Here is a 19,586-nt window from a genome sequence, read left to right as displayed (position 1 = left end):
GTTCGCGGAGCCAGCATGCGTTCCAATTTCCTGTTACCGCGCCTGGCGCTGGGCGCATTGCCGGCACTGCCGACGCTGTGCGCGCTGATCGGCACGCTGGCGCTGTTCTCGCTGTTCCTGCTGGCGCAGGGACAGCCGGCCGACGACGCCCTCGTGCTCATCGCACAAGGCGCGTTCGGTTCTTCGTTTGCGTGGCAGAGCACGTTGCTGCGGGCCGCACCGCTCATGTTGACCGCGCTGTGCGTGGCAATGCCCGCGCAGGTCGGGCTGATCGTGATCGGTGGCGAGGGCGCGCTGGCGCTCGGCGGACTGGCATCGGCCGTCGTGGCGACGCTCGTGCCCGCGGCGCTGCCGTGGTTCGTCGCCGCACCGCTGATGGCGTTCGCGGGCATGCTCGCAGGCGGGATCTGGATCGGCGCGGTGGGGGCGATGCGGCAGCTGCGCGGCGTCAACGAGACCATCAGCAGCCTGCTGATGTCGTATATCGCGATTGCGCTGTTCAAGCATCTCGTCGAAGGTCCGTTGCGCGATCCGGCAAGTCTCAACAAGCCCTCGACGCCGCCTGTTCCGGATGCCTTCATGGTCGGTTCGCTGCCGGGCCTCGACGTGCATTGGGGCTTGTTCTGGGGCGCGCTTGCCTGCGTTGCCGCGTGGATCTTCGTGCGCTACAGCACCCGAGGCTTCGCGATGCGCATCGCGGGCGGCAACACCCATGCCGCGAAACTGGTCGGGCTGCCGGTGAACCGGCTCGCGATCGCCGCCTGCGCGCTGGGCGGCGCGGCTGCGGGACTGGCCGGGACGTTCGAAGTCGTGGCGGTGCAGGGCAGCGCGAACGCGTCGTTGCTGGCCGGGTACGGTTACGCCGGCATCCTCGTTGCGTTCGCGGCCCGCCAGAACCCGCTTGCGATCATCCTGTGCGCGGTGCTCGTGGGCGGCATCGAGGCGAGCGGCTCGCTGCTGCAACGCCGCCTGGGCCTGCCCGACGCCACCACGCTCGTCTTGCAAGGCCTGCTGTTCGCGAACCTGCTGGCATGGGAGGCGATGGGCGGCCGTGTGGCGGCATGGCGCATCCGATTGCAGGCGATGACGATCGCGCGTTCGTCGGCTCAACTGGAGGGCAGTCATGTTTGATGCACATTCCCCCATCGCCGTGCTGCTGCTCTCGCTGTTCGCGGGCGCCATTCGCGTCAGCACGCCCTATCTGTTCGTCAGCATCGGCGAATGTCTGACCGAAAAGGGCGGACGCGTGAATCTCGGGCTGGAAGGCATCCTCGTGTCCGGCGCGATGACCGGTTATGCCGCCGCGTATCTGTCCGGCTCGCCATGGCTCGGCGTGCTCGCCGCCGGGTGCGCCGGACTGCTGCTCGGCTGCCTGCACGGTCTCGTGTGCTCGCTGCCGCGGGTGGCGGACCGTGGCGGCGGCGGGGCGCGGCGGCTGGGCGGCGGCGGCGGCGCGGGGGAGCTCGGCGCGCCGTTCATCGAACCGCAGGCGCCGATGCTGCCGTCCATCGACCTCGGCGCGTGGACCGCTTCGCCGCAACTGCACAACGCGCTGCATATCAACCCGCTGTTCATCATCGGCGTGCTGCTGGCGTTCGCACTGCAATGGGGCTTGCGTCACACGCGCTGGGGCATGGCGCTGCGGCTGGTCGGCGAGAACGCGGAAAGCGCGCGCGCAATGGGCTATCCGATCACGCGCGTGCGCATTCTCGCGACGACCGTCGGCGGCTTTTTCGCGGGTGTCGGCGGTGCGTATCTGTCGCTCGTGTACCCGGGAAGCTGGAACGAAGGGCTGTCCAGCGGACAAGGCCTGATGGCGGTCGCGCTCGTCATCTTCGCCCGCTGGCAGCCCTTGCGCTGCCTGTGGGCCGCCTTGCTCTTCGGCGCGGCGGGCGCGCTTGGTCCCGCGTTGCAGGCGATCGGCGTGACGAGCGGCTACTACCTGTTCAACGCGGCGCCGTACGTGCTGACCCTCGCGATCATGATCGTCAACTGCCGGCCCGACCGCACGCTGGCCGGCGCCCCCGGCGAACTCAGTCTTACCCGTTGAATTCTCTGCATGGAGCCAAGCACATGACCCGGTTCATCGAAGCACGCCCCTATCCGTGGCCGTATGACGGCAATCTGCGCCCAGACAATACCGCGCTCGTCATCATCGACATGCAGACGGATTTCTGCGGCATCGGCGGTTACGTCGACAAGATGGGCTATGAGCTCTCTCTGACGCGCGCGCCGATCGGGCCGATCAGGAACGTTCTCGACCTGATGCGCGAGCAGGGCTTCACGATCATCCATACGCGCGAGGGGCATCGGCCCGATCTCTCGGACCTGCCCGCCAACAAGCGCTGGAGAAGCCGGCGCGCGGGGACGGACGGTATCGGCATCGGCGATGACGGACCGTGCGGCAAGATCCTCGTGCGCGGCGAGCCGGGCTGGGAGATCATCGATGAGCTGAAGCCCATGCCCGGTGAGATCATCATCGACAAGCCCGGCAAGGGCTCGTTCTGCGCCACCGATCTCGAACTGATCCTGCGCACGCGCGGCATCGTCAATCTGGTGCTGACCGGCATCACTACCGACGTGTGCGTTCACACGACGATGCGCGAGGCCAACGACCGCGGCTTCGAATGCACGATTCTGGCGGACTGCTGCGGCGCCACTGATCAGGGCCATCACGACGCCGCCCTCAACATGGTGCTGATGCAGGGCGGCGTATTCGGCGCGGTCTCGCATTCGCGGGCGCTGCTGGCCGCACTCGGACGCTGATCATGAATCCTGTGACTGCCCAGACCCGGGCCATGGGCGTCGAAGTGCTGGGTGCGACCCGGCGTTTCGGCGCATTTACCGCGCTCGACGACGTGACGCTCCGGGTGCGCGCGAGCACCGTGCATGCGCTGCTCGGCGAGAACGGCGCGGGCAAGAGCACGCTCGTGAAGGGCCTGGTCGGCTACGGGCTGCTCGACGACGGCGAGATCATCGCGGATGCGCGGCAGGTGAAGATCGCATCGCCGCGCGATGCGCAGACGCTCGGCATCGGCATGGTGTACCAGCACTTCACGCTGGCGGCGGGCTTGTCGGTGGAGGAGAACCTGTTGCTCGCACGCGGACGCCTGCCATGGAGAGTCGACTGGCCGAAGGAGCGTGCCGCGCTCGCTGCCTTCATGCGCTCCATGCCGTTCCGCCTGCCGCTCGATGCTCCTGTGTCCGGTCTTGCCGCCGGCGAAAAGCAGAAGCTCGAGATTCTCAAGCAGCTTTATCTGCGGCAACGCTTCCTGATTCTCGACGAACCCACTTCGGTTCTCACGCCGCAAGAAGCCGATGAAGTGCTCGGTCTGATGCGCGATCTCGCCACGCGCGGCGAGCTGACCGTGCTGATGATCACGCACAAGTTTCGCGAGGTGATGGCGTACGCGGACGATGTCACCGTGTTGCGCAAAGGAAAACTCGTCGGCACGAGCGCGGTGGCGGACACGAGCCGCGATCAGCTTGCAGCGTGGATGATGGGCGGCGACGCCGCCGTCGACGATCCGGAGCTGGCCGCGATCCGTCCCACGCGCAAGCCTTGCGAAGACAATGCGCCCGTGCGCCTCGCACTGTCGACACTCAGTGTGGTGGACGACCGTGGGCACACGGCGGTGCGCGAGCTGTCGCTGGCGGTGAGGTCGGGCGAAATACTCGGGGTCGCTGGCGTGTCGGGCAACGGGCAGAAGGAACTGATCGAAGCGCTGGTCGGCCAGCGCCGCGTGCAGGCCGGCGAGATGCGCGTAAAGGGCGAGCCGTATCGCGCGACGCGCGCGGAGATGAGCCGTTTGCGCCTGTTCGCGCTGCCGGAAGAACCGCTGCGCAATGCGTGCGTCGCGAACATGAGCATCGCCGAGAACCTCGCGCTGCGCGACTTCGATCGCGCGCCGATGAAACGCCATGGCTGGGTGCTCGACCGGCGCGCCATGCGCGCGCGCGCCGAGCGCCTCATCGCGGATTTCAACGTGCGGCCGCCGGTCCCGGCGCGTGCCATCGGCACGCTGTCGGGCGGCAATGTCCAGCGCGCCGTGCTGGCGCGCGAACTCGGGCAGGCGGTCGATGTGCTGATCGTCGCGAATCCGGTGTTCGGGCTGGACTTCGCATCGGTCGCGGATATCCATGCGCGCATTCTCGCCGCGCGCGACGCGGGCGCCGCCGTGCTGCTCGTCAGCGAAGACCTGGACGAATTGCTGGAACTGGCGGATCGTATCGTGGTGATCGCGGAAGGGCGGCTCGTGCACGAAACGCCCGCGAGCGGCGCGGATCGCGTCGCACTGGGAAGACATATGGCGGGGCATGTCGAAAGCACGGGGCGCGATGTGTCCGAATCCATCGCCGTGCATGCATGACGGCATCAAGGAGTTTCCAATGAGTTCGAGCGGTCTCGGTGGATTGAACAAGTCGGCGCAGGGCATCGTGGTGGGTCTGGTCCAGTTGCAGAATCCCGATGTTGCGACGCCGGAACAACTGGCTGCGCAGACACGGCGCGTCGAGGCGCTGGTGGGCAAGGCGCGCCGCAACAACCCTGCGATGGATCTGGTCGTGTTCCCCGAATACATGCTGCATGGTCTGTCGATGCGCACCGACGACGCCATCATGTGTTCGCTGGACGGTCCGGAAGTGGCGGCCTTCAAGGCCGCCTGCGTCGAGCATCGCATCTGGGGATGCTTTTCCATCATGGAGCGCAATCCGGGCGGCAACCCGTATAACAGCGGCATCGTCATTGACGACAAGGGCGAGATCCAGCTCTATTACCGCAAGCTGCATCCTTGGGTGCCGGTGGAGCCGTGGGAACCGGGGAACGTCGGCGTGCCGGTGTGTGTCGGTCCGCGGGGCGCGAAGCTCTCGCTGATCATTTGCCATGACGGCATGTTTCCCGAGATGGCGCGCGAGGCGGCCTACAAAGGGGCGGAGATCATCCTGCGCACAGCGGGCTACACCGCGCCCATTCGCCATGCGTGGAAGATCACCAATCAGTCGAACGCATTCCAGAATCTCGCGCAGACGGCGAGCGTGTGTCTGTGCGGCAGCGACGGCACGTTCGATTCGATGGGCGAAGGCATGTTCTGCGATTTCGACGGCACCGTGATGGTGGAAGGCGGCAATCGTCCCGACGAGATCATCACCTGTGAACTGCGTCCCGACCTGGTGCGCGAAGCGCGCACGCAATGGGGCGTCGAGAACAATATCTATCAGCTCGGGCATCGCGGCTATGTGGCCGTGAAAGGCGGCGCGCGGGATTGCCCGTACACGTTCATGCAGGACATGGTGCGCGGCGAATACCGCCTGCCCTGGGAAGAGGAGGTCGTCGTGAAGGACGGTGCGTCCTGTGGTTTCCCGGTGCCCGAACGGCATTACGGAGGCTGAACGATGCCCACCCTTGTCCATGCCCGGCCCGGATCCTTCACGTTCGATGCAGCGCATACGGCGCTGGTGGTCATCGACATGCAGCGCGATTTCATCGAGCCGGGCGGATTCGGCGAAGCGCTGGGCAACGATGTCTCCCTGCTTGCCTCGATCGTGCCGACGGTCGCGCGCCTTATCGATCACGCGCGGGAGCACGGCTGGCTCGTCGTGCACACGCGCGAATCGCATGCGCCGGACCTGTCGGATTGTCCGCCCGCGAAACGCCTGCGCGGCGCGCCGCATGCGCGCATCGGCGATCTCGGGCCGATGGGCCGCATTCTCGTGCGCGGCGAGCCGGGCAATGCCATCGTCGACGCGGTCGCGCCGCTGGCGGGCGAGATCGTCATCGACAAGCCGGGGAAGGGCGCGTTTTATGCAACGCGGCTCGGCGAGGAACTGGCGCAACGCGGCATCACGCACCTCGTGTTCGCCGGCGTGACGACCGAGGTCTGCGTGCAGACGAGCATGCGCGAAGCGAACGATCGCGGCTACGAATGCGTATTGATCGAAGACGCGACGGCCAGCTACATTCCCGCGTTCAAGACCGCGACGATCGAGATGATCCGGTCGCAGGGCGGGATCGTCGGATGGACGGCGACGCTGGCCGATCTGCTGGAGGGCTGATGGAACTGAATCATCCGGACACCGTGGCGCAGGTCGAACGTGCGTTCGCCGCCTATGAGCGCGCGCTCGTCGACAACGACGTTGGCACGATGAACGCGCTGTTCTGGCATGCGCCGGAAACGGTACGATATGGCATTGCCGAAGTGCAGCATGGCGGCGACGAAATCCGCCGCTGGCGCGAGACGTGTGCACCCGTGCCGCGTTCGCGGCGGCTGCACCGGACCGTCGTGACGACGTTCGGCCCGGACCATGCCACGGTGAGCACCGAATTCACGAGCGATGCCACGCCATTGCTCGGGCGCCAGATGCAGACATGGGCGCGCATCGGCGACAGGGCGGGCACGTTCGCGGGATGGATCATCGTCGCGGCGCATGTGAGCCTGATCGAAGCGCCTTGAGAAGCCTTGCCGGAGACCTCGAATCAATTCGCCCAAACTGACGGACAGTGCTGTCGTGCGCGACATCCAGAGCGCCAATCCGCTCGCCGAACAGGTGTATCAGCAGTTGAAGCAGGACATCTTCAGCTTCCGCCTGTTTCCCGGCGACCGTTTCTCCGAAACGGACATCGCGCACTACTACGGCGTGTCGCGCACGCCGATGCGCGACGCGCTGTTTCGCCTGTTGCGCGAAGGTTATCTCCAGGTAGGCTTCCGGCGCGGCTGGAAAGTCTCGGAGATCAATTTTGCGCAACTCGACCAGCTTTACGACTTGCGCATCGTGCTCGAGACCGCTTCACTCGACAAGCTGGCTAGCGCCACGCCGCCGCATCCCGGCATCGATACGCTCAAGTCAACCTGGTGCGTGGCCGTCGAGGCGCGCGAGAGCGATCCCGTGGCCATGTTCAGAATGGACGAGGAGTTCCATCGCGGCATCGTGCGCGCATCCGGCAACGACGAGATGGTGCGCGTGCATGGTGAAATCACCGAGCGTATCCGCATCGTGCGGCGGCTCGACTTCCTGAAGCCGCATCGCACCAGCGCGACGTATGACGAGCACGCGAAGATGCTGCGCTTCATCGAGCGGGGCAAGTGCGGAGAAGCGGCGATGCTGCTGCGTGCCCACATCACGCAGAGCAAGCTGGAGGTGCGCAAGATCACGGTGTCGATGCTGACCGAATCGCGCGACCTCAAACTGCCGTTCGTGAATTGAGGAGGCGTGGCGCGGGTTGCAGCGGCGCGCCCCCCGTCGACGGACATCACGCGACATGGCGGCGGAAATTGCCGCGCCTGCGCGTGACGATCGACGAGGGCGAGTTCCCGGCTGGCGCGCGTATTGACGAAAAGGAAGATTCCGCCGCCAATCCAGTGCTCGCGAATGGGTATTCGACGCTGATGGCGAAGGTGCATCGCGCGCGCGGCGCGGCCAACGCCGATACCTTGCGCTGGGCGGACTTGGCCAGCGAACACGAGGTAATCCTTGCGGCGCTGCAGGACACGGCACATGCCGGCCTCGCGCGCATCTTGCGCGAGCATTCCGAGAACACCGCGCGTGAGGTGCTGGACGTGCTGATGCGCTCGCAGGACGACCCGGCGCCGGGTAAAACCGCGTGACGGGTGGATCGGCATAAGCCGTGACGCGGCAACATTGCTCGAACGAGCTTCGCCCCGCAGCCGGCAAGTCGCTCACCCACTGACGGCGGCGTCTCCCAGTCCAGGCGCATTCTGTCGAAGATGCGCATAGGGAGGGGGCAAACGGCAGTTTTCGCGACAACCTGTAATCCATGCTGGATTCGGATTTCGGGCACCCCTTCAATGCGCCAGAATCCCCATCGCCTGCTTCTTCAACTCGAGAAAATGCGGATCGAAGGCACACTGCGGCGTGCGGGGCCGCTCGAGTTCGATCGGCACATCCAGCGCGACCCGCCCGGGTCGTGACGACAGCACGACGAGCCGCGTCCCGAGCAGGATTGCTTCATCGATATCATGCGTGATGAACACGATCGTGCAATGCAACTGGTCCCAAAGCGAAGTCAGAAACGTCTGCATGGCGCTGCGCGTCTGCGCATCCAGCGCGCCGAAGGGCTCGTCCATGAGCAGGACCTTGGGCTTCATGACGAGTGCGCGAGCGATCGCCACACGCTGCTGCATCCCGCCGGATAGTTCATAGGGTTTGTGCCGCGCGAAGTTTTCGAGGCCGATGGTGCGCAAGATGTCGGCGGAGGCCCTCTGCCGCTCGGCCTTGGAAACCGAGTGAAGCGAGAGGCCGAACTCGATATTTTCCTCGACGTTGAGCCACGGGAACAATCCGGCCTGCTGGAACACGACGACACGATCTTCGCCGGGCCGATCCTTGATTTCGCCGTCGATATGGATGCTGCCACGAGAGGGCGATGTCAGACCTGCCAGCAGATGCAGCAAGGTCGTCTTGCCGCAGCCGGAAGCCCCGAGCACGGTGACGAATTCGCCGCTCTGGAACTGCAGATTGATGTTCTCGAGGGCGGAGGTTCCGCCGAAGGTCTTGTAAAGCGAATCGATCAGGATAGTCAAGTCCATCTCCTGTTGGCGAGCAGGTGTTCAGCGCCTCAGCGGCACGATTCAGCGATCCGATGCGGCACGTCGATGCAGCACCTCAGTGAGCCAGCGATTGCGAATACTGCGGAGCGACATTGACCTCGAAGCTGGACGGCACCGTCTGGATGCGTCCGATCGAGTTCAGCACCTTGGCGGTATTCACGAGCGTTTCATACGTGGCCGAGGTCTTCACGCCGGCGCCGGAGCCCATGACGTTCGGCGTGGTCTGATCGGCGCCGGAAAAAAGCTCGTAACCCGCCAGCTCGCTCTTCGCGACATCCACGGTGACGCCGGTCTGGCGAGCCATCTCGGCGATGGCCTTGTCCGGGTCCTTCTTCGTGATCTGATAGCCCTCGTCGAGCGCGGCGACGAAGCCGCGCACGAGATCCGGGTGCGCCTTCGCCCAGTCCGCGTTGGCAATACAGACGTTGTAGCTGGACGCGCTGCGTGGCAGATCGCCGTCGGTCTTGATCGCCTTGCCGCCGGCTGCGCGCAACGCGCTGAACACGGGATCCCAGACAATGGCGGCGTCGATCGAGCCCGTCACCCACGAGGTGCGCATCTGCGGCGGCGCCATGTTGATCTGGGTCACGGACGTGTAGGGAACGTGTGCCTCGGCGAGGAACGTCGCCAGTTCGAAGGAAGCCTGCGAGCCCGCGACGATCGCAATCTTCTTGCCCTGCAGGCCCGCGACGTCGCGGATGCCGCTGTCGGACTTGACCACGATGCCGGCAGCGTTCGTATACCGTTCCTGGTTGTACACGATCGTCATCGGCAAGCCCTGCGCGATCGCCGTGACGAGCGGCGGTACGCCGAGGCCGCACATGAACGACAGGCTGTTCGAGGCCAGCGCGCTCATGGCCGCCGGTCCCGAGCTGAAGAGCTTGTACTCGACATCCGCATTCATGTGACGTTCGAAGAGGTGCTCCGCCATCGACACCATGTAGGGGTCGGCGCCGTTGTCCTCGTAGCCGATGATGACCTGCGGCTTGCTCTGTGCCCCGGCGGCGCCGGCATAGAGCACGGTGCCCATCAAGAGGGCGGCGGTCATGGCTTGCTTCGGGCGTCTCGTCTTCATGTCTGGTCTCCTTGGATGGTGTTGATGTCAGTCGTGGCCGCGCCAGGGCACGATCCAGTTTTCGAGTTGGCGAATCACGAGTTCCATGGCGTAGCCGATCACCCCGATCACGATGATGCCCACGATGACGACGGCCACCTGCAGCGCCTGCCCGGCGAACTGCACGAGCCAGCCGAGCCCGCTGCTGGCGGCGATCAGTTCGGCGGCGACGAGGCAGGTCCAGGCCACGCCGATCCCCACACGCATCGAGGTGAAGATCTCGGGCATCGCTGAAGGCAGTACGATCCTGCGGAAGATTTGCGCGTTGGTGGCGCCGAGGGTGCGAGCCACGGCGATACGCAGCGGCGGCGTGCTTTTGACGCCCGACATGGTCCCGATGATGATGACCGGGATGGTGCCGACGAGAATCAGAATGGCCTTCGGCAATTCGCCGATGCCGAACCACACCACCAGAAGCGGGATATAGGCGAGCGGCGGCACGGGACGGATGAACTGCAGCAGCGGGTCGATGATGTCGAAAACGATCTTGCTGCGGGACATCAAAAGACCGACGGGCACGCCGATCGCGATAGCGCCGACAAAGCCGACGATGATGCGAAAGCAACTGATCAGGATGTCGCCGATCAGCGACTGGCCGCCGTAGCCGTTGCGCGAAATGTCGGTGAAGGCCTGCCAGACGGCCACCGGCGAAGGCAGCGCGAACGCGGGGAAGACGCCGGCCATCGATATTGCCTGCCACAGCGCGATCGCAACGATCAGCACGGCGCCGGTCAACCAATAAGACTTCAGGCGTGGGCGCAAGTGACGACGTTGTCTGACCTCCGGCGTGCGCGGTGCCGTCGAAGGCTCGATCGTCTTGCCGTGGTCGGGTAGGGTTCTTACTCTCACTGCCGTCTCCTCAGTTTCAGATTCGAAGGTCCGGGACGCCGCGTGCGCCTCGACATGCCGTCCGTCGCGCACACCGGTGGATCACGCGGGCCGCCGGGGGCTCAGCCATCCCGCAAAAGGAAAACCATTCAAGAACAAAAACAGGGAGCGGGCTTGATTTTCGGAGGTACGCCAGGGCGTTGCCGGCCGAAAATAAACTCAGTGGCGGTTTGCACCTTTTTAAGGCTTTTTCGGGGCACTCGGTTGCAAACTCGCGGCTTTGATCAAGCATCTTCAAACAATAATCGAGCCGGTAGTGCCAGGCTGGAGGTTCTGATAGGTCCAGCCATGGCGGGGTGTCGAAGCCGCCTTTATGTGGCACGTCTGCCTTGTATCCAAGGCTCGAACCTGTTTGCCGTGATGCGTACGCGAAGGTGCATTGCAAGCACGACGACCATCACGTTTGATCTGCACCCGCCGAGACGCTTCGAGCGCCGGCGGAGATCTCTTTCGTCGCGCACCGGTCGATGCGCATCGTGCTCGCTTCTGGGCGGCCGGCCAGGGTGGCGATTGGAATCAGCGATGAAGGAGGGCGCATATGCATTGGCTTCCTCTCATGTGCCGATGCCACATAGTCGAAGCGTCTTGAGCAGCCGGTCTTGTAATGTCCAGTCGGCGCGCTTCACGTGCCCCTTGGCCTGGCTCGTGTTGGCACAGAGCACGTCAACGTTTAGCTCGTACAAGGCCCGTCTAAGACGCCGGCCTTGTCGCTATAAGCTACACGCCTAAAAAGCGCTAACATTCTCCGGGACATCCGCCAGGAGATACAGCACGCGGTCGTACTGTATCGTCAACGCCTTGGCGACTTTGCGCGGCTCGCGTCAAGTCAACGCATGCACCAGATTCTCGTCGTCTCGTACCGGTCGGTGTGCATCAAAGTCGCTCCTGGGCAGCCTGGCAAAGCGCGCGTTGTAATCGGCCATGAAGCAGGGCGCATACGCATTGGCGCGAGCCACCGTGCTAATGCCACGTAGATGCAATTCCTTGACCAAGCCGATCCTGCAAGGTCAGATGCGCGCGCTCCACGCGTCCCTTGGCCGAACTCGAATTGGCGCAGAACGTGTCGATATTGAGCTCGAACATGGCCCGGCCGAATTGCGTCGTGCTGTGGCCAGTGCCGCCCGCCGTGGCATTGCGAAACACCATGAACTTGTCGCTGTAGAAGGCCCCAGGCTTGTCATAGCGCTCAACGTACGTGCGCGTGGCCTCGAAAAAGGCGAAAGTCGATTCTGTGACCGTGAAGTGCAATTGCATCAGACGACTGATCGCATCGTCCACGTACACCAACAGCGTGCACTGCGGCGCACGGTCCTCGAACCAGCGATGCTCGCAGCCATCGATCTGGATCAACTCACCCAGACACGCGCGGCGCGCACGCGGCTGATAGATCTTGGGAGACGGTTGGCGGTGCGGCACCCATAGTCCTGCGTCGATCATCAGATGCCGCACGGTCTGCTTGGCCAGCTTTATGCCGTGACACTCATCAAGCTTCTCGCGCGCCAAAGCCCGGCCGACCACGCCTGCCCGAGGCCACGCCAAGCGGCCCGTACTCGCGATACCGCGTCACCAGCCGCTCGATCCGCCGTACCGTCAGACCCAGTCGCTCAGCCGCACGGCCGGGCTTGAGTCCCGTCTGCACGACCGCCTCGATCACCTTCAGCCTGTCCCATTCGCGCATGGTCAAACTCACAGTTGGGTTCGGTGACATCGCTTGCTCCCGCTGGACGACCCAGCCACCAGCTTGCCGCTCGTTTAAAACCCGACATCTGTAAATAGCCAGAACACGACATTTGAAATTAGGACCTACACTCGAAAATGAGATATTTTGTCTTATGTTAAATTAAAAATTCGGCTTCAAGTTTGGCCCGAAGCCACATCCATCACTCCATTTCCCGCGCTCGCCCCAACAGGAACGCCCGCTCCCGGGCGTTCTTCGCCAACGCCGCCGCGCGCTCGAACTCCAAACGTGCTTCGTCTCTGCGCCCAAGCCGCGCCAGCAAATCCGCCCGCACGCTGGGCAGCCACTGATAATGCTTCAACGCCGGCGCATCACACAACGCATCCACGAGCGGCAGCGCTTCGGCGGCGCCGTACGCCATGCTCACGGCCACCGCGCGATTCAGTTCGACGACCGGCGTCGGCGCCGTCTGCAACAGCACATCGTATAGCGCGACGATCATCGCCCAGTCCGTGTCCGCGGCTGTCGGTGCCCGCGCATGACATGCCGCCAACGCCGCCTGCAACGCATACACGCCCCGCGCGCCGCCCAGCGTTTCGGCGCGCTTCAAGGCAGCGAGCCCGCGCCGGATCAGCAACGGATCCCAGCGACTGCGGTCCTGTTCAGGCAACAACACGGGACGGCCCTGGCCATCGACGCGCGCCCGGGTCCGCGACGCCTGGATCTCCATCAACGCGACCAGGCCGTGAACCTCACTCTCATCCGGCATCAGCCCGGCAAGTATCCGACCGAGCCGCAGCGCATCCTCGCACAGCGCCGGCCGCATCCAGTCGTCGCCAGCGGTCGCCGAGTAGCCTTCATTGAAGATCAGATAAAGCACTTCCAGTACCGAGCCAAGACGCGCCGCACGCGCATCCGCCTGCGGCACCTCGAACGGCACCCGCGCCGCCGACAACGTGCGCTTCGCCCGCACGATGCGCTGCGCGATCGTCGGCTCCGGGACCAGGAACGCCCGCGCGATCTCATCGGTCGTCAGGCCGCCGATCAGCCGCAAGGTCAAGGCCGCCCGGGCATCGACGGACAACACCGGATGACATGCCGTGAAAATGAGCCGCAGCAGGTCGTCGCCGATGTCGTCCTCGCGCGCGGCGCCGAGCGCATCGACGAAATCGGGCGTGACGTAGCCCTCGTGCGCCTCGAGATCGTGTCCATATTCCTCGTGCTTGCGTGCGTGCAACGCATGCTGCCGCAACCGGTCGAGCGCCTTGTTCTTCGCTGTCGTCATGAGCCATGCCCCCGGTTTCTCCGGCACGCCCGTCTCGCTCCAGTGCTCCAGCGCCGCGACGAACGCATCCTGCGCCAGTTCCTCGGCGAGCGCGACGTCGCGCACCACGCGCGCCACGCTCGCAATCACCTTCGCCGACTCGATGCGCCACACCGCGTCGATGGCGCGCCGGGCCGCATCGTCCGCGACCGCGCCGCGCTTGTCCGGCCCGCTCACGCGGCTTCCGGGTTCATGTGCACCAGTTCCCAGATGTGTCCGTCGAGATCCTCGAAGCCGTGGCCATACATGAAGCCGTGATCCTGCGGCTCGCGCGGCGCCCGACCGCCCGCGGCCAGCGCCTTCGCCACCAGTTCGTCCACCTCCGCCCGGCTTTCGCATGACAGGCACACCAGCACTTCGGTGCTCGTGCTCGCATCGACGATGGGCTTCTCCGTGAACGTCTTGAAGAAACTTTCCACGAGCAGCATGGCGTAGATGTTTTCGCCGATCACGAGACACGCGGCATCGTCGTTGGTGAAGGTCGCGTCGAAGCTCAAACCGAGCGCCTTGAAAAACGTCATCGATCGTTTGAGATCGCGGACCGGCAGGTTCACGAAAATCTGCTTGTGCATCGTGTGGGTCTCCAGATTGAAAGCGCGGCCGTTCAATCACCACGACGAACCGTGCGCGTCAGAATCGACATGGGTGCTATCGAAAAAATTGACTGGATGCGGGAAAACACCCGGTCAAAAATAGCAGGGCCCGGTTTTGCGTACTTCGACCGTGCACCACGCAGCAGCGGGACATTCGTTGGCAATGGCAACAGCCTCGTCTTGTGTTTCGCAGTCGAGCAGAAAGAAGCCGCCAATCATTTCCTTCGCTTCCGCGAACGGCCCGTCGACCACCCGCGTATCGCCATGCGCCGTCGACACGCGTGCCGCCTCCTTCTGCGAAGTCAGCGATTCCACTGCCCGCAACACGCCGCGGGCCTTGAGGCCGTCGGCGAACTCGACCATTTGCCGATAGGCTTCCCGCCCCTCCTCCTGGCTGCGCTGGCCACGCTGTTCAACGGGTTCGACGATGAGTAACAGGTATGCCACGACGTCCTCCTGAAAATTTTTTTAGTGGGGTCCAACTTAAACCGTCCGGCGCGCATCGGCAAGACAGACGGGGCCGCGCGTTTCTTGTGATGATTAACTTATTAATCATACGTTACAAGTCATTACTCGCTATTACTCACTGTAACGAGTCTTTCCTAGTAGGATTCGATCCGAAGCATGTCTTACCAATGTTCGCGCGCGCACTGTGTCCAGTGTGCGTTTCTGCCAGCGAACCTGCTGTACGCCTGGCAGCGCCCGGCGCATTCCCGGTCGTTTCGTCCGCATCATTCTTCGCCTGTCGTTCGACAAGCGAAGCGGACGTTTGCGTCCCGACTCCGGACGTCGGCGTTCGAACCGATTAGCGCGGCGCGCCGCTCCGCTCTGGCCGGATGGCTTCGTGCCTTTCCCTGCCTTTCCGTCAACAACTCCCGATGCCGCTGGCATCGCCGGGAGCGCACTGTTGCGCGTCCGGTTCCTGTGCGTATGACACGATGATCAAGAATCCTTTCCTGCTTTCGACGCTCGCGCTGGCGCTCGCTGCCTGTGGCGGCGGCGGTGACGGCAACTCGCCTGCTTCGACCAGCGCAGCCGGCACGGCCGGCGCGGCAAGCGCCAGTGCATCCGGCAGCGCGGCGGCCGGCGCTTCCGGCACCGCAGCGGCGAACGCCGCGCTCGCGAGCGATGCCGCCGTGACCGCGCAAGCCGTCGCCAACGCGGCCGCCAATCTGCGTCTCACGTGTGCTTCTCCTGCGGTTTCATCGGCATCGGGCGGCAGCGGCCAGATCACTGTCGACACACCGGGCTCCGACGGCTCGCGCATGTTCGCGATCAATACCAGGTTCAAGGTGGCGATCACCACGCGCCCCGGCTCGGCCGATACGCTCAAGTGGACCATCGCCGACGCGCTCGGCAAGACGGTCGCGAGCGGCAGCTTCGCGGCGCCCGCCGCGGCCACGACGACCACCCTCACCTGCAGCTCGAACCTCGCCGGTTACTTCGCCGTGTCGGCGACGCTCGCCAACGGCGGCGGCCAGGTGCAGACCTCGGGCACGCGGCCGAACGGCATCGCGACCTTCGGCGTGATCCCGGACGTCTCCGGCGCGATTCCCGCCGTCACGTATGCGAAGCAGGAGCAGCACCGCTTCGGGATGCAGGGCTTCAACGACAACGGCACGATGCTGTCGGCGCTCGGCATCACCTCGACCATCGACGACCGCCAGATGAACGTGATGGAGCCGAATGGCCGCTACACGTTCAAGCCGACCGCCAACAACCTCGACCCGTTCTACACGTCGGGCAAGGTCATGCGTCTCGTGCGTCTCGACGGCCTGCCGGGCTGGGCCAGCATGCACGGCCTGAATCCGGACTACGGCTATATCCCGAACGATCTCGGCTACTACCGTGACTACATGACACGCGTCGGCCAGGAAACCGAAGCGATCCGCGCGAAGTACTACCCGACGATGTCGGCGAACTACTACCAGGTCACGTGGGAGCCGTACATCCAGTGGAAGGACACGGACAAGAACTTCGTCGCGCTGTATCAGCGCACGTACGAAGGGCTGCATGCCGGCGATCCGCACGCGGTCGTGATGGGTCCGGCCGAGCCGTTCCCGTCGCTGACGACCGACCGCCTGAAGCGTCTGGCGCCGCTCGGTCTGGCGCAGTATCTCGACGGCATCGCCACGCACGGTTACTACGACGCGGGCACGTCGCCCTCGCATCCGCCGGAGCGTCATCACACCGACCCGAATCCCGCCGACGCCGCCAACTCGCTGCTCAACGAAATGCGCAACCTGCGCGCGGAAATGGCGAAGGACTACAAGCCGAACATGAAGCTGTTCGTCACGGAAACGGGCATCAGTTATGACGTGGGTTCGAGCTACGGCCCGAACTACCCGACGCCGAACATCCTGTTCGCGCAGGGCGCCGTGGTTGCGCGCACGCATCTGATCCTGCTGGGCGAAGGCGCGGACCAGACCTACGTGTTCTTCGGCCCGGACTTCCCGGGCGAGGCGGGCTATGGCACGTTCTTCGACCTCGATCATCCGCAGGCCGAGTTCGGCACGACCAACATCAGCCCGAAGCCGGCCGCGATGGAAGTCGCCACGATGACCCGCGTGCTCGACGGCACCACGACCCTCGGTCCGGTGAGCAGCCTGCCGTCCGGCGTGTATGCGTACTCGTTCCAGCAGCTGAACAACGGCCGCGTGATCACCGCATTGTGGACGCATAACAACTCGGTATGGCCCGCGTCCAACGGCAGCTTCAGCAGCACGTACAGCACCAGCTACAAGCTCAATGTCGATGCCGCCGGCTCCAGCGGCACGGTGCAGTTGATCGACGCGATGGGCAACGTATCGAGCGTGCCGTATTCGAACGGTGCAGTCACGCTGACGCTGACCGAGTCGCCGCAATATGTCGTCTCGACCAATGCGGATGTCGCGAAGCGCAACAGCACGCGACCGCAGGGCTACACCGGCATGTAAGTCGGCGGTGTCTCGAACCCGGAGCAGGCCTGGCCTGCTCCGGGTTCTTTGATGTGGCTGTCATCGCGACGGTTGACAAGTCAGCTTGCGCCACACGATACTGCAACTCATGCACGCCGCCCTCACGCTCCTCACCGCTGCGATTAAAAACCGTATGAACGCCATTCGTGGCGGGTCTACGGAACAGCGTGTGCGCTAGCGAAAGAGCAAACACAAGGCAGCAATGAGTTCCGAAGGCCCCGCCGCAAGACGGGGCCTTCTTGTTTTTGCGTGCAAGGCTCCCGTCTCCGGCTCACTCACTGGAGAGCAGCATGGAAGAGTTGTCGCAGGATTCCGCATGTCAGGGCGTCGGCCACGGTGTCGCGTCGGGCCGCATCGGCGCGGCCGGATCGTCCGGGACGCGCATCGTGGTCTTCATCGAGGTTGATCCGCACCGGACGGTGTCATGGCGTCTGTCGCGCGACGCCGAACTGCGCGTCGCCTCTGCATCGGTGTGGCTCACGCGTCATCAGGATCCCTACGATTACTGGCTGAAGGCAGGCGATGTCGTGCGCCTGTCGCGTGGCGAGCGTGTCTGGCTATCAACGGAAAGCGCACACGCGGTCGAGGTATCGCTGACCTCGTATCGCGGCGTCATGCACGGACGCGCCGCGCGCTGGCTCGCGAAAATCTGGCCGCGCATCGCAACAGGCCCGGTGAACGCGTCATAAAGCGCATACTCGCCTGAGCCCTTCAAGGCTCGACGCAACGGAAGCTCGCCGCGCTGTTGATGCTGCCCTTCCCCATGTAACGCGGATAGTTCGGATAACGGCATATCGGGCGCGTCCGGCCATTGGTGGCCGGCGCGATGTCGCTGCCGACGAGCGTCTCCGGCGCGACGCCGTTGCTCACCCATTCGTCCAGCGCGCCGAGTTCGTCCCATGCCGGAATGAACACGCCATTGCCGTGCTGAAAGCCCGGGACCATGTAGAGCCGCATGAAGGATTCGACGGTATCGCGGCCATAATGCTCGATCAGGTCGCGATAGAACGCGATGGTCTGGTTCGGGCTGATGACTTCGTCAGAAAGGCCGTGCATCGCAATCAGCTTGCCGCCGTGCGCGATGAACGCGGAGAAGTCCGGATTCATCGCGCCGACCGTGTAGGCGAGCGTCGTCAGACGCTGCTTGAAGCGGCCCGGATTGTCGAGATCGAACGCAAGCCCGCTGAAGGACAGATCGCGCGTGACGAAGTAACGGATATAGGCATCGCCTTGCGCGAACAGGTAGCCGTTCGCGGCGAAGGTCGGCGGACTGAGCAACGTAGGCGAATCGCCGAGGCCGAGCGCGCTCGTGAAATCGACGCCCTGGAACACGTTGTAGCCGGGATACCGGACCACGTTATAGGCCAGCGCATAGGGCAGCGTGAGTCCGTCGCGCAAGGTTTCGAGCGTGTCGATCTGCGCATCGGACAGACAGCTGTCGCGCAGGGACGGGCGCTGCCCGTTCGTGCAGCGCAATGACGCAATGATCTGCGGCTCCAGTTTCCTGCATGCCTCGACATTGCTGACGATGCCATCCGCGGCGCCGTCGAGCTTGTCGCATTCGTGTACGACGGTCTCGAACACGCGCCGCTGCTGCGCCAGTCCGACGAAACCACCAGGCTTCGCATACGACGATTGTCCGACCTTCACGCCCATCAGCCGCACGCCCGAGAAGTTGATCGCGGGCGCGTTGGCGATGACGCCGTCATAGTCGTTCGGGAAGCGCTCGATCACCGTGAAGCCTTCGCGGCCGCCCGTCGAGCCTCCCGCGAAATAGGTTTTTTCCGGTGTGCGGCCATAGCCCATCTGGATCAGTGCGAGCGCCACGTCGCGGGTTTTCTTCAGATGCCCGAAGCCGAAATTGACGATCGCCTCATCGTTGATTGCGAAGTCCGCGCGCCCCGAGTTGCCCACGTGCCCCGAGTCCGAGCCGAAGGTCGCATAGCCGCGCGCCAGAGGCGTGGAATCGGGCGCGAACGGCATCGGCTCGGTGCCGGACACAATGGTCCCGTTGTAGCCGCCGCCGCCCATCTGCAATGCGCGGCCATTCCAGCGGCTCGGCAGGTTCACTTCGAAGCGGATGTCCGGTGTCGTGTCCTGCAGCGCCTTGATGAAACCGGTGATGCGGCAGTATTCGCCGTTGCGGTTGCCCGGCGCCGCCGCCTTCACGACCCACGCCGACACGATGGTCGCGCCGCGCGTCGGCAGACCGATGATCGATGCAGGGACGTGCTTGCCCTCGAGATCATCGCAATGCTTCGTCACATAGGCCGCGGCATGCGCGTGACCGAAGGCCGCGAGCATGATCGTCGCGAGGCAGGCGCGCAGGCGCCACGGAGCGGAACAAAGAGAGCGTATAAGGCGGAACACGTCGTGGAGGGCTACGTCAAACGCCGCACACTATATAAGAACAAATTGTCGCCGGCCATCCGGGACGGCGGGTCGTGACAAGGGCATCACCCACTTGC

Annotated in this window: 19 protein-coding genes and 1 pseudogene; 11 read left to right on the top strand and 9 right to left on the bottom strand. The window is 64.4% G+C overall.

The annotated features are described in order from the left end of the window. The first annotated feature begins 15 nt into the window (after window positions 1–15). The 9 genes from QCE64_RS06840 (at window position 16) to QCE64_RS06800 (ending at window position 7,601) form a co-directional block, all read left to right on the top strand. Complete coding sequence (locus tag QCE64_RS06840; RefSeq protein WP_309916161.1) at window positions 16–1,131, top strand: ABC transporter permease; 1,116 nt, start codon at window positions 16–18, stop codon at window positions 1,129–1,131. After that, a complete protein-coding gene (locus QCE64_RS06835) occupies window positions 1,124–2,050 on the top strand; it encodes an ABC transporter permease (RefSeq protein WP_310003174.1) in 927 nt (308 codons plus the stop codon). The genes QCE64_RS06840 and QCE64_RS06835 overlap by 8 nt, the downstream gene beginning before the upstream one ends. Window positions 2,051–2,073: 23 nt before the next feature. After that, window positions 2,074–2,766, top strand: a complete 693-nt coding sequence (locus QCE64_RS06830; protein ID WP_309916154.1) for an isochorismatase family cysteine hydrolase — start codon at window positions 2,074–2,076, stop codon at window positions 2,764–2,766. Window positions 2,767–2,768: 2 nt separating this feature from the next. Further along, window positions 2,769–4,370, top strand: a complete 1,602-nt coding sequence (locus QCE64_RS06825) for an ABC transporter ATP-binding protein (protein ID WP_310003172.1) — start codon at window positions 2,769–2,771, stop codon at window positions 4,368–4,370. 19 nt (window positions 4,371–4,389) lie between these two features. Beyond that, window positions 4,390–5,388 (top strand): formamidase, encoded by a 999-nt coding sequence (locus QCE64_RS06820; protein ID WP_310003170.1) that lies wholly within the window; start codon window positions 4,390–4,392, stop codon window positions 5,386–5,388. A 3-nt stretch (window positions 5,389–5,391) separates the two neighbouring features. Further along, window positions 5,392–6,051 carry a cysteine hydrolase gene (locus tag QCE64_RS06815; protein WP_310003169.1) on the top strand — a complete coding sequence of 220 codons (660 nt, stop codon included), beginning with the start codon at window positions 5,392–5,394 and terminating at the stop codon, window positions 6,049–6,051. Then, window positions 6,051–6,449 carry an oxalurate catabolism protein HpxZ gene (gene hpxZ / locus QCE64_RS06810; RefSeq protein ID WP_309916143.1) on the top strand — a complete coding sequence of 133 codons (399 nt, stop codon included), beginning with the start codon at window positions 6,051–6,053 and terminating at the stop codon, window positions 6,447–6,449. The genes QCE64_RS06815 and hpxZ overlap by 1 nt, the downstream gene beginning before the upstream one ends. Window positions 6,450–6,504: 55 nt before the next feature. Beyond that, a complete protein-coding gene (locus QCE64_RS06805; protein ID WP_309916140.1) occupies window positions 6,505–7,200 on the top strand; it encodes a GntR family transcriptional regulator in 696 nt (231 codons plus the stop codon). 83 nt (window positions 7,201–7,283) lie between these two features. Next, complete coding sequence (locus tag QCE64_RS06800; protein WP_310003167.1) at window positions 7,284–7,601, top strand: FCD domain-containing protein; 318 nt, start codon at window positions 7,284–7,286, stop codon at window positions 7,599–7,601. A 198-nt stretch (window positions 7,602–7,799) separates the two neighbouring features. Here the strand turns inward: QCE64_RS06800 and QCE64_RS06795 are convergent, their stop codons facing one another. The 8 genes and pseudogenes from QCE64_RS06795 to QCE64_RS06760 form a co-directional block, all read right to left on the bottom strand. Beyond that, window positions 7,800–8,543: an ABC transporter ATP-binding protein gene (locus tag QCE64_RS06795; RefSeq protein ID WP_309916135.1), complete on the bottom strand. Its 744-nt coding sequence runs from the start codon at window positions 8,541–8,543 to the stop codon at window positions 7,800–7,802. A 76-nt stretch (window positions 8,544–8,619) separates the two neighbouring features. After that, a complete protein-coding gene (locus tag QCE64_RS06790; protein WP_309916133.1) occupies window positions 8,620–9,639 on the bottom strand; it encodes an ABC transporter substrate-binding protein in 1,020 nt (339 codons plus the stop codon). A gap of 27 nt (window positions 9,640–9,666) precedes the next feature. Further along, window positions 9,667–10,599, bottom strand: coding sequence for an ABC transporter permease (locus tag QCE64_RS06785; protein WP_309916129.1), 933 nt, complete (start codon window positions 10,597–10,599; stop codon window positions 9,667–9,669). A gap of 719 nt (window positions 10,600–11,318) precedes the next feature. Continuing rightward, a pseudogene (locus tag QCE64_RS06775) lies at window positions 11,319–12,084 on the bottom strand (ISNCY family transposase); the annotation flags it as partial. Continuing rightward, entirely contained in the window at window positions 12,050–12,274 is a 225-nt protein-coding gene (locus QCE64_RS37910) for a helix-turn-helix domain-containing protein (RefSeq protein ID WP_404987304.1), read from the bottom strand. The pseudogene QCE64_RS06775 and the gene QCE64_RS37910, both read right to left, overlap by 35 nt. 172 nt (window positions 12,275–12,446) lie before the next feature. After that, the gene (locus QCE64_RS06770) at window positions 12,447–13,745 is read right to left on the bottom strand and encodes an RNA polymerase sigma factor (protein ID WP_310003164.1); all 1,299 of its coding nucleotides are present in this window, start codon (window positions 13,743–13,745) and stop codon (window positions 12,447–12,449) included. Next, window positions 13,742–14,140 (bottom strand): VOC family protein, encoded by a 399-nt coding sequence (locus QCE64_RS06765; protein WP_309916123.1) that lies wholly within the window; start codon window positions 14,138–14,140, stop codon window positions 13,742–13,744. The genes QCE64_RS06770 and QCE64_RS06765 overlap by 4 nt, the downstream gene beginning before the upstream one ends. A gap of 114 nt (window positions 14,141–14,254) precedes the next feature. Continuing rightward, on the bottom strand, window positions 14,255–14,608 hold the full coding sequence (locus tag QCE64_RS06760; protein WP_310003162.1) for a YciI family protein: 354 nt from the start codon (window positions 14,606–14,608) through the stop codon (window positions 14,255–14,257). Between the two features lie 491 nt (window positions 14,609–15,099). Between QCE64_RS06760 and QCE64_RS06755 the strand changes: the two genes are divergently transcribed. Together QCE64_RS06755 and QCE64_RS06750 are read left to right on the top strand one after the other, a co-directional pair. Further along, window positions 15,100–17,097, top strand: a complete 1,998-nt coding sequence (locus QCE64_RS06755; protein WP_310003160.1) for a hypothetical protein — start codon at window positions 15,100–15,102, stop codon at window positions 17,095–17,097. Between the two features lie 311 nt (window positions 17,098–17,408). Further along, window positions 17,409–17,807 carry a DUF2917 domain-containing protein gene (locus tag QCE64_RS06750; protein WP_310003158.1) on the top strand — a complete coding sequence of 133 codons (399 nt, stop codon included), beginning with the start codon at window positions 17,409–17,411 and terminating at the stop codon, window positions 17,805–17,807. 22 nt (window positions 17,808–17,829) lie between these two features. Here QCE64_RS06750 and QCE64_RS06745 read toward each other — a convergent pair whose 3' ends face one another. Further along, window positions 17,830–19,422 carry a tannase/feruloyl esterase family alpha/beta hydrolase gene (locus QCE64_RS06745; RefSeq protein WP_404987303.1) on the bottom strand — a complete coding sequence of 531 codons (1,593 nt, stop codon included), beginning with the start codon at window positions 19,420–19,422 and terminating at the stop codon, window positions 17,830–17,832. Between the last annotated feature and the right edge of the window lie 164 nt (window positions 19,423–19,586).

Origin of the sequence: Caballeronia sp. LZ043 (assembly GCF_031451075.1) — a bacterium.
Taxonomy (GTDB): domain Bacteria; phylum Pseudomonadota; class Gammaproteobacteria; order Burkholderiales; family Burkholderiaceae; genus Caballeronia.
The sequence above is the reverse complement of the archived record's forward strand: the minus strand, read 5'-3'. Positions and strand labels throughout refer to the sequence as shown.

What these genes read in the sequence shown, in the direction of transcription:
- QCE64_RS06840 (WP_309916161.1), top strand. Translation starts at nt 16, where the DNA reads ATGCGTTCCAATTTCCTGTTACCGCGCCTGGCGCTGGGCGCATTGCCG.
- QCE64_RS06835 (WP_310003174.1), top strand. Translation starts at nt 1,124, where the DNA reads ATGTTTGATGCACATTCCCCCATCGCCGTGCTGCTGCTCTCGCTGTTC.
- QCE64_RS06830 (WP_309916154.1), top strand. Translation starts at nt 2,074, where the DNA reads ATGACCCGGTTCATCGAAGCACGCCCCTATCCGTGGCCGTATGACGGC.
- QCE64_RS06825 (WP_310003172.1), top strand. Translation starts at nt 2,769, where the DNA reads ATGAATCCTGTGACTGCCCAGACCCGGGCCATGGGCGTCGAAGTGCTG.
- QCE64_RS06820 (WP_310003170.1), top strand. Translation starts at nt 4,390, where the DNA reads ATGAGTTCGAGCGGTCTCGGTGGATTGAACAAGTCGGCGCAGGGCATC.
- QCE64_RS06815 (WP_310003169.1), top strand. Translation starts at nt 5,392, where the DNA reads ATGCCCACCCTTGTCCATGCCCGGCCCGGATCCTTCACGTTCGATGCA.
- hpxZ (WP_309916143.1), top strand. Translation starts at nt 6,051, where the DNA reads ATGGAACTGAATCATCCGGACACCGTGGCGCAGGTCGAACGTGCGTTC.
- QCE64_RS06795 (WP_309916135.1), bottom strand. Translation starts at nt 8,543, where the DNA reads ATGGACTTGACTATCCTGATCGATTCGCTTTACAAGACCTTCGGCGGA.
- QCE64_RS06790 (WP_309916133.1), bottom strand. Translation starts at nt 9,639, where the DNA reads ATGAAGACGAGACGCCCGAAGCAAGCCATGACCGCCGCCCTCTTGATG.
- QCE64_RS37910 (WP_404987304.1), bottom strand. Translation starts at nt 12,274, where the DNA reads ATGTCACCGAACCCAACTGTGAGTTTGACCATGCGCGAATGGGACAGG.
- QCE64_RS06765 (WP_309916123.1), bottom strand. Translation starts at nt 14,140, where the DNA reads ATGCACAAGCAGATTTTCGTGAACCTGCCGGTCCGCGATCTCAAACGA.
- QCE64_RS06755 (WP_310003160.1), top strand. Translation starts at nt 15,100, where the DNA reads ATGATCAAGAATCCTTTCCTGCTTTCGACGCTCGCGCTGGCGCTCGCT.
- QCE64_RS06750 (WP_310003158.1), top strand. Translation starts at nt 17,409, where the DNA reads ATGGAAGAGTTGTCGCAGGATTCCGCATGTCAGGGCGTCGGCCACGGT.
- QCE64_RS06745 (WP_404987303.1), bottom strand. Translation starts at nt 19,422, where the DNA reads ATGCTCGCGGCCTTCGGTCACGCGCATGCCGCGGCCTATGTGACGAAG.